Source organism: Halorussus gelatinilyticus (assembly GCF_023238445.1).
GTDB lineage: Archaea > Halobacteriota > Halobacteria > Halobacteriales > Haladaptataceae > Halorussus > Halorussus gelatinilyticus.
Map to the genome: position 1 here is coordinate 3630144 of NZ_CP096658.1, position 14183 is coordinate 3644326.

Here is a 14183-nt window from a genome sequence, read left to right on the forward strand (position 1 = left end):
TTATGGTTTGGAGAACGCGCAAATGGCACCTCGACGGGGCGTCCGCCCGCAGAACTTTGCCGTCGGAAGCCGAACCGTCCCGCAGAGCCATGATAGCTGCCGGGGTCGTCCTCTTCACGGCCCCCACCGCAGTCGTCCCAGTTGCGGTCCCCTCCACAGTCGTCCAGTTGGGAGTCCTCGTCGGGACGGTCCTCGGTCTCTGGGCCGGGGCGCGACTGCTGGTCGATTCCGCCGTCCGACTCGCGCGGCGGGCGGGACTCTCGGACCTCGTCGTCGGCCTCACAGTCGTTGCGATAGGCACCTCGACGCCCGAGTTGGTCGTCAGCCTCGACGCCGCGCTCGCCGGGGCGGGCGAAATCACGGTCGCCAACGTCGTCGGGTCGAACATCTACAACCTCGCGTTCATCCTCGGCGTCGTCTCGCTGGTCCGGATGATTCCCGTCGAGCGGTCACTGGTCCACCGCGACGGTCTCGCGCTGGTCGTGACGACGCTCGCCGGAGTCGCCGCGATGGCCGACCTGCGGGTGAGTCGAGTCGAGGGCCTGCTGTTCGTCGGTTCGTTGGTCGGCTACACGTGGTATCTGATTCGGTCGGGGTCGAGCCCCGAGACCGACGGTGGTGGGGGTGGCGGCGGAGAGGGCCGGGCCGCGGCGGAGTCCGCCCCGTTCGACGCCGAGCGCGACTCCTCCAGCGTCCGCGACGTGGCGACGCTGGTCGTCGGACTCGCCGTCGTGCTGGTGAGCGGTCACTTCATGGTCGAGGCGGCGACCGAACTCGCGCTCGCGGCGGGTATCTCCCAGTGGGTCGTCGGCGGAACCATCGTCGCCGCGGGTACCTCGACGCCCGAGTTCGCCGTCTCGCTGGTAGCGATGCGCCGCGGGAGCGTCGGCGTGTCGGTCGGCAACGTCGTGGGGAGCAACGTGTTCAACATGGTCGGCGTCCTCGGTCTCGCCGCGGTCGTCCGCCCGCTGTCGGTTCCGGCCGCGGCGCTAGAGAGCGTGGCGTGGCTCACGGTCCTCGTCGTCGTGATGGTCGCGGCGCTCTGGTCCGGGCGCAAACTCTCGCGCGCCGAGGGCGGCCTGTTCGCGCTCTCGGAGATACTCCGGTGGATTCTGGGGTTGTCGGGCATCGTCGGGTAGGAGAGAAATCTCTGCCCATCTTTCGCAACGATATGTATTCCCGAAAGCTCACTCGACCAGTTCGTCGGCGCGGACCGCCGCGAACGGGACCAGCATCTCGTCGGGGTGCAGGCCGCCGTGCATCCCGACGTACGCGAGTTCGCCCGGTTCCTCGTTGCCCCACCAGACCCCGAGGTCCCGGTGCGAGACCACCGCGTCGCCGAGTCGTCGCCGGAACGTCTCGGACGCCGGGGCGTCGCCGAACAGGTGGCCGTCGAACCGGTCCCCGCCGGACGCGTCGCCGTCGAGGATTTCGGCCCGCTCGAAGACTCGCGCGTCCAAGTCCGCTCGCAGGTCCGCGGCGACTTCGGCGGCGTTCTCGGGAGAATCGTCGCGCAGGTGGAGGTGGCCGTTCCGCATGCTCCCGGCGAACTTGACCGGCGTGCCGTCGTCGCGTCGGCGGAGCGCCGCGAGCAGGTCCTCGCGCCGGTCGAGGTTCACGTTGCGCTCGGGGTCGGTGTTGACGTGGCCGTGGTCGGCCGTGACGACCAGCAGGGTCTCGTCGGCGGTGCCCTCGGCGTCGAGTTTCGAGACCACCGCGTCGAGCGCGTCGAACACCTCGCCGACAGTCTCGCGGTAGTCGGCCGACTCGGTGCCCGACTCGTGGGCCGCGGCGTCCACGTGGTCGAGGTAGGCGAAGCAGTAGGCGGGGTCGGCGGCGTCCGCGACGGTCTCGGCGACGGTGACCGGGAACTCGTCCAGCGACTCGTAGACGCGGGTCGTCGCGCCCGCCGTCGTTTCGTCGAAGGGCACGACGTGGTGAGACGACACGCCCGCGTCGGCCAGTTCCGGATAGAGCGGGTCCGCGTCGGCCACCTCGGAGCGCGAGACGGCGGGTTCGTCGCCGTCCTTCGTCTGGAACGGGAGCGCCTCGAACGCCTCGTCGGTCGTCGGTTCGTAGACGTTCCACCCGACGACGCCGTGTTCGACCGGGAGCGCTCCGGTGTGGAACGTCGTCATCGCGGCGGCGGTCTCGCTCGGATAGACCGACGTGAGCGGCGTCACTCGACCCACCGTACTCAGGCGGTCGAGGAGCGGGTGGCGGTCGCGCTCGCGTCGCCACTGCCGGAAGCCCAAGCCGTCCACCAGCACGACGAGGACCCGTTCGAACTCGTCGGAGACGCCGGCCAGCGCGTCGTCGGGCAGGGTCCGTCCGGTCTCGACGCCCAGTGCGGCGGCCACTGTATGCGGAACGTTAGCGAAGCAGTAACCCTCGTAGTCCGGGAAGAGATAGCCGTCCGCCTCGAACGCCCGCCGGAGGTCGTCGGCCACGTCTGTCCGAAGCATTCGGCGGGGGTTCGACTCGTCCGGGAAAGTACGTTTCGATGGTGTGGGGAGGAGTTACGAGAAAATCATGCGTGAGTCAATCGGCTTCTGACTCCGTCCCAAATTAAGCGACGGCTAGTTACGAACCCTGAAATTGATGTTTCACTATAACGTTTCAACGAATAATGAGTGCCGAGCAATCAGTCATCGTGACTATTCAGTTAGCGATTATCATGCTATTAGGAATTACAATTCTTTCTGCTATACCCGCCCCTGCTCCTAACGAACCATTACATCAACTCGCCACGAAAATGAAAGCTGAGTATTCACAGACGTTCGTACTGGCGTTCGCACTCCTTGGAGGATTTGGATTCACGACAATTTCTTTACTTACTAGATTACGATGAGCTGGGTAAATCTCATGAAAAGTATTGGCGGCGGCGTAATCGTGGTCATTTGCGTAGTCGCGGTTTTTCAGGGGATAACTTCTGTCGGGCTGGCACCCCAGCCGGGTGAGTGGGGCTATCTCATTTGGAAACAACTGAAGAACATGGGATTTCTAGCACTCCTTCTTTCCATGACAGGGGTAGCGGCTGTAGCAAAGTTTCTAAGCGATAATCTGGGTGGTGGATTCTAGCCTGAAGAACGAGTATTCTGGCAGCTTTAGATTATTCAGAAACTCCCGACGGAGTTGGCCGCTTTTCGGATTTAGTTCGAGCCATCAGACGCAGGAGAGGTGGAATCCCGGCGAACGACCGCCGAGAATCCGGAAAGGGATTAGAAAGCGAAGTCGCAGCGAGCGGCGTCAGCGATTCACGGTCGCGCCGAGGTCGTACAGCACGTCGAAGAAGTCCGGGAACGACACGTCCACGTGTTCGCCGCCCGAAATCGTCGTCGGGCCGTCCGCGGCCAGCGCCGCGACCGCCAGCGACATCACGACGCGGTGGTCCCCGCGGCCGTCGAGTCGCGCGCCGGTCAGCTCCGACTCGCCGCCCCGAATCGTCAGCGTCTCCTCGGTCTCCTCGGTCGCCGCGCCGAGTTTCTCCAGCTCCTCGGCCATCGCGCTCACGCGGTCGGTCTCCTTGTACCGGACGTGTTCGCAGTTGACGATGCGGGTCTCGCCCTCGGCGACCGCGCCGAGCACTGCGACGGTCGGCAGGAGGTCGGGAGTATCGCCCACGTCCACCTCGACGCCCGAGAGGGCCGAGCGCTCGACCGTCGCCACGCCGTCGTCGCGGTTCCAGTCCACGTCCGCGCCCATGCGCTCCAACACGCCGACGATCTTCGAGTCGCCCTGCGCGCTCGGATACGCGCCCCGAACCCGGACCTCGCCGGACTCGTCGGCCGCAATCGCGCCTGCCGCGAGGAGATACGAAATCGAGGAGAAGTCGCCGGGGACGTGGTACTCGCCGTCCGCAGGTTCGTAGAACTGCCCGCCCTCGACGCGATACACGTCGCCGCCGTCTTCCTGACGTTTGCCGGCTTCGACGCCGAACTCGTCCAGCAGTTCGAGCGTGATGTCCACGTACGGCGCGGACTTGAGTTCGGTTTCGAGTTCGACCTCGATTCCCTCGTCGGTGACCGCGCCAGCCATCAGCAGGGCGGTCACGAACTGCGAGGAGACGTCGCCGGGCATCGACACCGTGCCGCCCGAGATGGGACCGTCCACGACGAGGGGAGCCTGCCCGTTCTTCCGCGTGCTTCGGGCGCTCCCGCCCAACTCGTCGATAGCGCGGAGGAGCGGACCGTGGGGCCGCGAGCGAAGCGAACTGTCGCCGGTCAGGACCGTCCCGCCGTCCGCGAGCGCGGCAGCGCCGGTCACGAGTCGCATGGTCGTCCCGCTGTTCCCGCAGTCGAGCACGTCGCCGGGCACCTCGGGGCGGCCGTCGAACCCGTCCACGACGAGGTGGTCGGACTCGCGGGTGACGTCGCCGCCGAAGGCGTCCACGACGCGCATCGTCGCTTTCGTGTCGGCGCTCACCAGCGGGTCGTACACCAGCGCGCCGCCGGAGTAGCCCGCGGCCAGAATCGCCCGGTGGGTGTAGCTCTTCGAGGAGGGCGCGCGGGCCGTCCCCGAGAGCGTCGAGGGAGTTATTCCTACGTCCATGTCCGGGGCGACGGTCCGGGGGCGTATCAGAATACCGGAGGTGGCGAATTATCCGACCGGCGAGAAATCTCGCGGCGGGGTCGGCCGTCGAAGCGGCCGACCCCGCCGCGCGAGGGCCGGTTCGCCGAACGACCGTCGCGGGCACTCACCGGACCACGGTCACGGGCACCGTCGCGCGCCCGACTATCTCCTTCGCGGTCGAACCGACCAGTCCCTCGTAGCGTTCGGAGTGTCCCCGGTGGCCGACGAAGATGGCGTCGTAGTCCTCGTCGGCGGCGAACTCGCTTAGCACCTCGACCGGTTCGCCGTACAGCAGGCCGGTCTCGACTTCGACGCCGGTCTTCTCCCCGATTTCGGCCGCCTCGTCGAGTACCTCTTGGGCCTCCTCCTCGGCGTCTTCGACGTCCTCGGCGACGAGTTCGTCGGCGGCCGCGGCGTAACTCGCCGGCGGGTCGTCCCCGCCGGTGAAGAACTGCTCGGGCACGACGACGCTGACCGCGGTCACCTCGGCCCCGGTCGCGGCCGCCTGCTCGACCGCGTACCGGAGCGCGTCCATGCTCGATTCGGAACCATCGACCGCGACGAGGTACTGCATGCGAGCGACTTCGACGCGACGGCTGATTTGAATTGGGGCTGTTTCGCCGCGGGCGGGCCGCGGGGAGAACGCCGGCGACCGGGCCGCCCGCGAGCGGAACCCGGCGGCCGGCGCTTCCGCGAGTCAGTCGTCCGCGTCCATCGCGTCGGCGATGCGCTCTACCGCCGCGACGAACTGCACACCGAGGAGGAACCACCGCCACGCGAGGTACGCGCCGAACAGCAGCACCACCAGCATCACGCCGAGGAGCGGCTGAGTGGCGATGAGGACGCTGTACAGCAGGACGAGGACCCCGAGGACGCCGAGCGCGACCCGGAGACCGGTGGAGGGTTCGCGGCCGCGCGACGGGTCGTCTTCGGCTGACATGTGTCAGGGTTCACAGGCGGGGGCCGAAAAGCTTCGGTCGCACCTCGGAGAAAGTATTTACCTCGCCCGCGAGAGTCCCCCGACGTGCCACCGTCGAGACGAACCGCCCTCCGACTCTGCGCAGTCGCGCTCGCCGGGTCGGTCGCCGGATGCACCTCGGGAACGCTGGACGAGGAGTCCGGCGAGACGGCGACCGACGAAGCGACGACCGACGAGACGGCCACGGACGCGACCGCCGACGCCACGACCCACTCGCTCGGCGTCGATACCTCGCTCCCTGAGGGGTCGGTCACCCTCCCCGAGGGGCCGAAGTCCCGCCCCGAGCGCCCGGCCGACCTGACCGCCGAGTCGGTCCGGGCGTTCGTCGCCGCCTTCGAACGCCGGTGGGTGTACAACGAACTGTACCGTGGCGAGTCGAGTTCGGTTCATCAGACGTGCGGCGTCGAGTCGGTCCGGGAGTACGGCGAGGGGTACCGCGTCGTCGCGCGGTGTACGGCGTGGGTGAACTCCGGGACGGGCGAGACGACCGTCCACGCCGACTACTTCACCCAGTACGCGACGTACTTCGTCGGGGAGAACTCGACCGTTCGTCGGGAGGGGAGAGCGGAAACTCGGGGGTGAGGTTTCCGCCCGTGAAGTGCAGCGTGTCCCCCTATGCTCTCGGTAAAACGAGCGTTTGACTCTCGAGAAAGTATTTGTCCATAGCTTCCCGGATTCGAGACGTGAAGCGACGGACCCTCCTTGCGACGGCCGGATCGGGTATCGGTATCACGGCGAGTTCGGGGTGTACGCAGTTATCGCGAGTAGTTCCGGGGTGCGACAGCATGCACAGCACGACGATAGGCCTCGAACCCGCGTCGCTCTCCGACGAGCAGGTGTCGCACCTCTTTCCGCTCGTCTTTACCGAACTCCGAGAAGCGCATCAGCGGATTATCGAGGAGGCTAGCGACGAGAGGTACAAGGCCTGCCCCCCGATTCCCGATTCGGTTCAGTCCTTCACCGACCTCGCGCGGAAGCGTATCGACCGACAACAGAGCGAGTACGGCGGTGAACCGGAGAACCGTCCGGATTACCTCCGAACCGCGTACCTGAAGCGGGAGAACTCGTACTCCGAACTGCAAATCGCTATCGAAGACGTAGTCGTCTCCTGACGGTCGAATAGGGAGTGACGCGTCCTGTTGCACGGATTTATCGTCTCTTTCCAGGTCGACATTACGTAGAGGGCTACGTCAGGAACTACCGTTCCGGAACCCGTATCGTTTTGCCGCTCGCGGGGCTTGCTGTCGGTATGAACCCCGACCTGTCGCCGTTGGCGGACGCGCTGCGCGAGGCCGACGCGGACGGCTACCTGCTCGACGCCAGTTCCGAGGAGTCCGACCAGTTGTACCTCTCCGGATTCGACGCGCCCGACCCCTTCGTCACGCTCTACACGCCGGACGGGACCCACCTGCTGGTCTCCGGCCTCGAATACGGCCGCGCGACCGAAGAGAGCAGCGCGGACTCGGTGGCCCGCCTCTCGGAGTACGGCTATCAGGAGAGGGTCGCCGAGTACGGTCGCACCGAGGGCACACACCGCGTGGTGGCGGCGTTCTTGGACGACCGCGGCGTCGCGTCGGTCGCCGCGCCCGAGCGGTTCCCCCTCGGTACCGCCGACGACCTGCGCGAGCAGGGCGTCGCCGTGGAAGTGCTGGACGAGGACGTAGTGACGGAGATTCGCGCGGTCAAGACCGACGAGGAGATAGACCACGTTCACGCCGCACAGCGGGCCAACGAGGCGGCGATGCGCGCGGCCGAGGACCTGCTCGAAGCCGCCACCGTCGAGGACGGCGTGCTGTACCACGACGGCGAGGAGTTGACCAGCGAGCGCGTCAAAGAGGAGATAGAGGTCACGCTCCTCCGGCACGGCTGCGCGCTGGACGAGACAATCGTCGCCTACGGCGCGGACGCCGCCGGGCCGCACAACCGCGGGAGCGGGCCGCTCCGGGCGGACGAGACCATCGTCATCGACATCTTCCCGCGCGACAAGGCGACGAAGTACCACGGCGATATGACCCGAACGTTCGTCAAAGGCGAGGCCAACGAGGAGATTCGGCGGCGCTACGACGACACCTACGACGCCTTCGAGGCGGCCCTCGACGCCGTGGAACCCGGCGCGACGGGCAAGGAGGTCCACGACGCGGTGTGCGACCTGTACGAGGACCGGGGCTACGACACCCTCCGGAGCGACCCCTCCGCGGAGACCGGGTTCATCCACAGCACGGGCCACGGCATCGGACTCGACGTTCACGAGCAACCCTCGGTCAGTCCGGACGGCGGCGAACTGAAGCCGGGCCACGTCGTTACCATCGAACCGGGTCTCTACGACCCGGACGTGGGCGGCATCCGCATCGAGGACCTCGTGGTCGTGACCGAGGACGGCTACGAGAACCTGACCAACTACCCGATTCGGTTGGAACTGGAGTAGGTCGTTCGGAGCGTTTTCGGGCGACTTTCAGTGCTTTTCCCGAGAGTGGCTCTGTTGAAACCCTTCAGCGGTTGATAGGAACGAGTTGCTGAATACAGAGGACGGAGGATGAGTTTTGCATAGGAGTACGTTCGTTTCGGCATGGACGATCGAAACAGGCGAAAGGTACGTTGCATGCCTATTTGCTTGTGTCCGCTTTCCGATCGCCACGAGCTCCGAGCCAGAGTGTCACCGTCCCAGTTATCACGACCATGCCTGCATTGAGGACGAGTAAGAGCAGGCCACCACTGGCCTTAACAGGCGCTCGTGACAGTAATGTTATTCCCCCAGCAGCTGCGGCCGGGACGAGTGCGAGGGCAGCGACGACGCCGACTAGCGTGTCTTGCCGTTCTTTGTCGGTCGTTATCCCCGCCGCGATACCCGCCGCGGCAGCAGCAACGACGCTGTACCAGCCGGCCGTAATGCGTTCCTCGAGTAGTGGTTTATCAACGAGGTTCTCCGCAGGTGGGAGAACTCCGGTCATGTTCAGTGTCACCGTCGTCACGACAGCCCCAGCAGTCGCAGCCAACAGACCGACGAACGCGACCAAGACCCCGAATCCGGCTCGCTTCAACCGGTTGGCAGCAATGCCAGCAGAAACGAGTTCCAACGGCGTCAATGCCGGGGCAATGACCATCGCCCCGATGAGGATTGGAATCGAGTTGGTGAGGAGAGCCACGCCAGCAAGCACACCGGACATCGTCATCAAAACAAGATACGACGTATCAAGGGCGACCTGTTCGTACTTGTTCTCGCACTTTTCGGTAAGTGAGACTCTAGGAGACATCTCGAAGAAATACGGGCGTGCCGGGTGAAACAATTGCGACGATGCGAGAGTGTCTACTAATGGAACTCCGTCCGTAATATTCCACTCTTAGGCGCCCCATCTACCCTCTGTACCGGTCACGCTACTTTTGACAGAGAAACGGTAGTCGAGAGCGCTTGTGCAAGATGGAGGGCGCGAATCTTGTAATCCAGATCGTGCTGAAATCATCAGTAACGATACCCGCTTCGGTTTCAGTCTCCCTTCAGTTCAGCCATACACTCGGCGCAAACTTTCATATCACCCTGCCTGGCAAAGTCTTCTTTACCGTGATCGATTGAGTCGATTAGTTCTTTCGTGATAACATCTGGCGAGATGGTTTGAAGATCGTCCACATCGCGGCCGCATCGAGCACATTCTACCATGTGAATAAGCAACAAGGTCGCGGGTTATTATTATTAGCCACGAATCATACCGTCAACGCTGTAGCCTATCGTTACTGATCTGTTGAAATCATCCTCTAAGTCGGCTACGCCTGTTCTGACAATAGCCTGGGACTTCGTTCAGCGTCTGCTACAGCGAAAGCGCGAATCTTGCATGGGAGTCCGTTGGCAAGCTAGGCAAGTCACCTTGACTGTTCGTCCCGGGACTGGGAGCGGTGCTCGGGAGGGTGTGTCCGCAGAGCGTGTCGGGGAGCGACCTGTCGATTACCACTTCACCCGGATTCCCTTCTCGTGGAATCGCTACGGGCCTTTATTGTCGTGCCCGCTCTACTATCGGTATGACACTCGACGTATCCATCCCGGAGCCACCCGATCTCTCGAACCGGGGGCGACCGAGCGGTTTCGACTGGGAAGAATCGGAGACCCTCGGATCCGAGGACTTCTACCGCGAGGATCTCGAGAACCTCCTCCAGGAAGGCGCGTGGCGTGAGGGGTTCGAGGAGTGGGCGGAGTACACGAATCTCGACGAGGAGGAGGTCCGAGTCGTCGACGACCTTGACCTGTTCCAGGCCTTCGACTTCTACCGTGATCCAACGGACGACCACCTCCGCTTCGACGCCCCGACGGTGCCGGAGGACTGGCGCGAGCGCGACGTGACCGAATCGCTCGATTCGAGTTCGGTCTCGGCCATCAACGGCGAGTTACATGACCTCGGCCGGGCCGTCCACGAGACACTCCAGAACTACCTCCAGCGGACCCGCGACGCCTCCGACCGGAACGAGGAACCCTTTGGCGAGCGCGAGGAGTAGAGCGAGGTAACGGAGGAACGCGGGCGGTAGTACGGTGGGCGTAGGTGAGGCGGAGGGTGGAGTGGCGGACGGTGGTGAGCCGAGCGGTGGATTGGCGGGCGTTGGTGGGGTCAAGAAGCTCCAGAAGGTGGTCCGGGATGAAACCCTAACCGTAGCTAAATCCACCGAATACCGCGCGCGAACTACATGGGTCGTGCTCCCGAGCCATTGGCGACTCAGGAGGCCCTCTCGATCCAAGAGGTCTACACCCAGCAGTGGGAACCGAAGACCAGCAACAGCGCCAGGGCCGCCGGGATCGCGTCCGTCGGCGACTGAATCGTTTTCCTGGTCTTGGGGAGTGGCTTCGAGATCTGGGTCAGTCGGGAGGGGAAGTTCGACCCACATCTCCGATAGGCAGCCCTACTGTTATCCGTCTGAATCCCCTACCATGATATATGGCAGATGATAAACAGGGCCGAGATGAGCAAGCGGATGATCAAAAACGTCGCCAGCGAGAGCGGATGCAAGAGGAGGCACATACCCGTGCCGATGAAGAAGAGCCGATGCGCGTCGACTCTGGTGAGGGGCTTGGTGATCTTGATGAAGCGCTCAAATCGCACGACTATCCAGCCACGACAAATGAGTTGGTTGAAGCCTATGGCGATTATGAACTTGAAACTCAGGGCGGCAAGAAATCCCTGGAGGACGTGTTCGCTTTAACTGATGACGAAATGTATGACTCAGCCGAGGACGTTCACAGACGGCTACTGGAACTCATAGGCCGATAGCACAACGGTCCAACACACTCATCTCGCAAATTGGACCGCCCGTGCTGAGGTAAACTCCGTCTGTGGTTACCTCTCTGCTGAATCCACTCTCTATATTCAGCAGTCCGTTCATCTCGGAATCACGGACATTTGCCCCTCTCGTGTGAAATGGCGAGGCTTCGCTCCAGATTGTGAACGATGCACTTGATGACGAGTTCGCGGAACTGCTTCCACCAGAGGCGTGACCGAACGAATGCACCGAATTTCTGTTTGATCGCTGCATTGACTGTCTCGTTCATATTCCGTCTATGGTAAAGATCGTTGTCCAGTCGTGCATTCCACGCCGTGTGGAGTGGGGTAAACTCCCGGTGCTTTATGAGCGGCCGAATATCGTGATTTCGGGCTAGCTGCCGGATCTTCTGGTCGTCGTATCCCTTGTCACCGGTCAACACCTCGATGGACGCTGCGTTCCGTTTCACCACCTGTGGTGCAATCTGCGTATCGTGTTTTCGTGTCGTCGTCACGTGAACATCGAGCACGGCGTTGGTTGCTGTATCGACTAATAGCGTTGTCTTCAACTGCTGGATGGAGAGATTCGTTCGCTTCGTGTAGTGAGTTGATGCATGCGCCCGATCAAACCCGGATGCATCGATACCGGTGACACCGTTTAGCGGCAAGTCCGCAAGTGAAACGTTCAGCAGAACCCGCCAGACGGCCATCTCCAAGCGGGCGAACGCCTTACAGAGTGTCGAGGGTGCAGGGATCGAATCGAGATCGAGAGCGTCTCGAATCCGAGGCATCTCGATAAGTTCGTCAACGAGGTCGCGGTGCGTTGTCGTCTTCTTTACTTTCAGACAAAGCAAGACGACGTGTTGGCGAAGCGTGAACCGCTTCCGTGAATAGCGGGTTGAAAACCGTTCCACAGTACGGCGAGCCAACACCATAGCGCGTTCAACGAATCGAAGGAGTCGTGACTTCGGGAGAGCATCCATCTTCCCCCAACTACTCACCCGTCGTGTTTGTCAGCAAGGGTTTCAACAGGGCCCCGAGAGTGATTTTCTACCTCGGCGCGTGGTGGCGCGTCGTCTCGTTCGCCGACAGAGAAACCGAAGCAATCAGTCGAATCCGCCGAATCTCAGACCGGAATCCGGTCTACGATGGTGTCCTCGTCCACGACCAGATTGTAGGCCTCCTCGTCGTCGTTCCACAGCACCAGCACGTTTTCGAACGAGAGCAGGTCGCCGTACGCCGCACTCGCGAGGTCGGCGTTCATCGAGGTCTCGCGGGTCAGCACGGCGAAGTGGTCCTCGGCCTCGCTCCCGTCGCTGATTTTGAACAGGGGATTGCGGTCGCCCTCCGACAGCGAGTGGCTGAGTTTGAGCGCCACGAGGTCGATGCGCCCGGTGACGTGGCGGTCCATGTCGGCCATCTTGGCGACGTGTTCGGTGTCGAGGTCGAACTCGACTTTGCGGGTCCCGTCGGGGCGCAGAATCGAGTAGGAGAACTGCACGTCCACGTTGACGAACTCGCCCGACGCGCCCGCGGCCTCGTCGAGTTTGCGCTGGAACGCGGGCACCTCCACGTCGGGTTTCACGTCGAAGGACCACCCGCGGTCGGTCGGGCGCTCGCCGGGCCAGAGCCGGAGCGTCGGGGAGAACACCGTCGCGGCCCCGGCGTCGTCCGCCACGGCGCGCTCGACCCGCCGAAGCCCGATGCTGGTCTCGCGGTCGGCGGGTTCGAGCGCGACGACAGAGCCGTCCTCGGCGAGGAAATCGAGGTAGCGCCGGACGACCGCGGCGGGGTCGTCGAGTTCGTTCAGGACGTTGGCGAACAGCACGAGGTCGTACGGCTCGTCCGAGTCCGGTTCGAACTCCTCGGCGCGCTCGCGGTGGACGTCGGCGTGGAAGTTCCGGTCGGCGTCCGCCAGCAGGTGGTCGAACACGTCCGCGGCGGCGCTGGGTTCCACCGCGTCGTACTCCACGAGAGCGTCGTCCGGCAGGTAGTCGGCGAGACCGAGCGCCGGACCGCCGACGCCCGCGCCCACGTCGAGAATCCGGAGTCGGCGGTCGAGTAGGCCTTCCTCGGCGAGTTCGTGGACGACGTACTGGACCGCGGCGTAGTTGTCCGGCAGGTGGTAGATGGCGTAGGCGAGCGCGACCACCTTGTCGTACTCGACGGGGTTGTTCCGGAAGTAGTCGGATTTGAGTCGCTGGATGGTGTTCCGAAGCCGGTTGCCCGACTCGCCCTCGTGCCAGTCGGGACCGAACCGCTCGACCAGCAGGTCCTCAAGCTCCATGCCGTACTCCGGCGGGAACGCCTCGACGCTCCGGAACGTCGGCGCGATAGGCCCCTCCGCGACCGGTTCGAAGGTCCGGTCCTCGCGCTCGACCAGTCCGAGCGAGGGCGCTTCCTCGCGGAGAATCTGGCGGACGACGCCGGGATGCGGCCGGCTGTCGATGTATTCGGAAATCTCGTCGGCGTCGATGGGTCGGACCTCCCGGAGGTACTTCGCGTTCTCCCGGACCTTCCGTCGTAGTTCGTCGTTCATGAGTCGTCTGCCTCCGTCGGGGTCGCTTCGCTCGCGTTCGCGTCCTCGTCGGCCGCGTTCTGCCTCTCCTCGCTCGCTTCTCGGTACAACTGCGCGAACTCGTCTCCGTCTCCCGCCGCGTCGGCGAGGCGCGCGGCCGCCTGTGCGACCCGGTCCGCGCCGTCGAACGTCGCCTGAATCTCGGCGTAGACCGCGGGCGCGTTGCCCGTGACCTGCTCGGCGACCGCCGAGAGGTCCTCGAATATCGGCGTCGTCAGTCCCTCGGGCACCTCCTCGGCGGCCAGCGCGAACGAGAGGACCGCGGCGTGGGTCCCGGCCTGAACCGTCTCCATCGCCGAGTCGTGTTCGTCGGGCGTCGTCTCGACCAGTCGGTTGCCCGCCGTGGCGAGCGCGTCCAGAATCCTCTCGGTGACGGGACCGGACTCGTCGGCGACGACCGCGACGTTGCCGGGCGCGTTCGACGCCGCGAACAGCGGGTGGAGGCTCACGCGCTCGCGGTCCGGCGCGACCTCGCCCATCGCGGCCACGGGGTCGGCCATCCGGCCGGTCACGTCGAGTAGCGCGCGCTCGGCGTTCGGCGCGTGGCGCTCGATGGCCTCGCCGGCGGCCGACATCGGGACCGCGACGCAGACCGCCTCGAACGACTCGTCGGTCGAGAGCGGGACCGCGCGGCCGCCGACCGCGTCGGCGGCGGCTTCCGCGACCTCGGGGTCGGTGTCGGCGAACGCCACGTCCGCGTCGTCGAGTTCCGCGGCGACGACGCCGCCGACCCACCGACCCATCTCGCCCGCGCCGACGACGAGTAGCTTCATCGAGAGGGGATAGCCGGTCGGGTCTCAAAAGGGGTTCGCTACGAGTC

At 64.4% G+C, this 14183-nt stretch carries 14 protein-coding genes; 6 read left to right on the plus strand and 8 right to left on the minus strand.

Annotation, left to right across the window (positions count from 1 at the left end; translation table 11 throughout):
• Positions 1–89 precede the first annotated feature (89 nt).
• Positions 90–1139 carry a calcium/sodium antiporter gene (locus M0R88_RS18445; RefSeq protein WP_248654879.1) on the plus strand — a complete coding sequence of 350 codons (1050 nt, stop codon included), beginning with the start codon at positions 90–92 and terminating at the stop codon, positions 1137–1139.
• A 48-nt stretch (positions 1140–1187) separates the two neighbouring features.
• Here the strand turns inward: M0R88_RS18445 and M0R88_RS18450 are convergent, their stop codons facing one another.
• The 4 genes from M0R88_RS18450 to M0R88_RS18465 form a co-directional block, all read right to left on the minus strand.
• Positions 1188–2465, minus strand: coding sequence for an alkaline phosphatase family protein (locus M0R88_RS18450; RefSeq protein ID WP_248654880.1), 1278 nt, complete (start codon positions 2463–2465; stop codon positions 1188–1190).
• Positions 2466–3249: 784 nt separating this feature from the next.
• Entirely contained in the window at positions 3250–4551 is a 1302-nt protein-coding gene (gene aroA / locus M0R88_RS18455) for a 3-phosphoshikimate 1-carboxyvinyltransferase (protein WP_248654881.1), read from the minus strand.
• Between the two features lie 145 nt (positions 4552–4696).
• Complete coding sequence (locus tag M0R88_RS18460; protein ID WP_248654882.1) at positions 4697–5146, minus strand: universal stress protein; 450 nt, start codon at positions 5144–5146, stop codon at positions 4697–4699.
• A 123-nt stretch (positions 5147–5269) separates the two neighbouring features.
• The gene (locus tag M0R88_RS18465) at positions 5270–5512 is read right to left on the minus strand and encodes a DUF8066 domain-containing protein (RefSeq protein WP_248654883.1); all 243 of its coding nucleotides are present in this window, start codon (positions 5510–5512) and stop codon (positions 5270–5272) included.
• An 84-nt stretch (positions 5513–5596) separates the two neighbouring features.
• On the opposite strand from M0R88_RS18465, the gene M0R88_RS18470 reads away from it, so the two are divergent.
• From M0R88_RS18470 to M0R88_RS18480, 3 genes are all read left to right on the plus strand, one after another.
• Positions 5597–6133 (plus strand): hypothetical protein, encoded by a 537-nt coding sequence (locus M0R88_RS18470; protein WP_248654884.1) that lies wholly within the window; start codon positions 5597–5599, stop codon positions 6131–6133.
• A gap of 203 nt (positions 6134–6336) precedes the next feature.
• On the plus strand, positions 6337–6663 hold the full coding sequence (locus M0R88_RS18475; protein WP_248654885.1) for a hypothetical protein: 327 nt from the start codon (positions 6337–6339) through the stop codon (positions 6661–6663).
• A 137-nt stretch (positions 6664–6800) separates the two neighbouring features.
• Positions 6801–7976 carry a M24 family metallopeptidase gene (locus M0R88_RS18480; RefSeq protein ID WP_248654886.1) on the plus strand — a complete coding sequence of 392 codons (1176 nt, stop codon included), beginning with the start codon at positions 6801–6803 and terminating at the stop codon, positions 7974–7976.
• A gap of 178 nt (positions 7977–8154) precedes the next feature.
• On the opposite strand, the gene M0R88_RS18485 is transcribed toward M0R88_RS18480, so the two are convergent.
• Entirely contained in the window at positions 8155–8802 is a 648-nt protein-coding gene (locus M0R88_RS18485; protein WP_248654887.1) for a DUF389 domain-containing protein, read from the minus strand.
• Between the two features lie 757 nt (positions 8803–9559).
• Here M0R88_RS18485 and M0R88_RS18490 point away from each other — a divergent pair.
• Complete coding sequence (locus M0R88_RS18490) at positions 9560–10030, plus strand: DUF7992 family protein (RefSeq protein WP_248654888.1); 471 nt, start codon at positions 9560–9562, stop codon at positions 10028–10030.
• 434 nt (positions 10031–10464) lie between these two features.
• Positions 10465–10797, plus strand: a complete 333-nt coding sequence (locus tag M0R88_RS18495; RefSeq protein ID WP_248654889.1) for a DUF5789 family protein — start codon at positions 10465–10467, stop codon at positions 10795–10797.
• A 119-nt stretch (positions 10798–10916) separates the two neighbouring features.
• Here the strand turns inward: M0R88_RS18495 and M0R88_RS18500 are convergent, their stop codons facing one another.
• The 3 genes from M0R88_RS18500 to M0R88_RS18510 all read right to left on the minus strand — a co-directional run bounded on the left by M0R88_RS18500 (position 10917) and on the right by M0R88_RS18510 (position 14136).
• Positions 10917–11768, minus strand: a complete 852-nt coding sequence (locus M0R88_RS18500; protein ID WP_248656735.1) for an IS5 family transposase — start codon at positions 11766–11768, stop codon at positions 10917–10919.
• 143 nt (positions 11769–11911) lie between these two features.
• Positions 11912–13324, minus strand: coding sequence for a small ribosomal subunit Rsm22 family protein (locus M0R88_RS18505; protein WP_248654890.1), 1413 nt, complete (start codon positions 13322–13324; stop codon positions 11912–11914).
• Positions 13321–14136, minus strand: coding sequence for a prephenate dehydrogenase/arogenate dehydrogenase family protein (locus M0R88_RS18510; RefSeq protein ID WP_248654891.1), 816 nt, complete (start codon positions 14134–14136; stop codon positions 13321–13323). Before M0R88_RS18510 ends, M0R88_RS18505 begins: the two co-directional genes overlap by 4 nt.
• Positions 14137–14183: the final 47 nt, after the last annotated feature.

Coding starts and splice junctions, on each gene's coding strand:
- M0R88_RS18445 (WP_248654879.1), top strand. CDS start 90: ATGATAGCTGCCGGGGTCGTCCTCTTCACGGCCCCCACCGCAGTCGTC.
- M0R88_RS18450 (WP_248654880.1), bottom strand. CDS start 2,465: ATGCTTCGGACAGACGTGGCCGACGACCTCCGGCGGGCGTTCGAGGCG.
- aroA (WP_248654881.1), bottom strand. CDS start 4,551: ATGGACGTAGGAATAACTCCCTCGACGCTCTCGGGGACGGCCCGCGCG.
- M0R88_RS18460 (WP_248654882.1), bottom strand. CDS start 5,146: ATGCAGTACCTCGTCGCGGTCGATGGTTCCGAATCGAGCATGGACGCG.
- M0R88_RS18465 (WP_248654883.1), bottom strand. CDS start 5,512: ATGTCAGCCGAAGACGACCCGTCGCGCGGCCGCGAACCCTCCACCGGT.
- M0R88_RS18475 (WP_248654885.1), top strand. CDS start 6,337: ATGCACAGCACGACGATAGGCCTCGAACCCGCGTCGCTCTCCGACGAG.
- M0R88_RS18480 (WP_248654886.1), top strand. CDS start 6,801: ATGAACCCCGACCTGTCGCCGTTGGCGGACGCGCTGCGCGAGGCCGAC.
- M0R88_RS18485 (WP_248654887.1), bottom strand. CDS start 8,802: ATGTCTCCTAGAGTCTCACTTACCGAAAAGTGCGAGAACAAGTACGAA.
- M0R88_RS18490 (WP_248654888.1), top strand. CDS start 9,560: ATGACACTCGACGTATCCATCCCGGAGCCACCCGATCTCTCGAACCGG.
- M0R88_RS18495 (WP_248654889.1), top strand. CDS start 10,465: ATGGCAGATGATAAACAGGGCCGAGATGAGCAAGCGGATGATCAAAAA.
- M0R88_RS18500 (WP_248656735.1), bottom strand. CDS start 11,768: ATGGATGCTCTCCCGAAGTCACGACTCCTTCGATTCGTTGAACGCGCT.
- M0R88_RS18505 (WP_248654890.1), bottom strand. CDS start 13,324: ATGAACGACGAACTACGACGGAAGGTCCGGGAGAACGCGAAGTACCTC.
- M0R88_RS18510 (WP_248654891.1), bottom strand. CDS start 14,136: ATGAAGCTACTCGTCGTCGGCGCGGGCGAGATGGGTCGGTGGGTCGGC.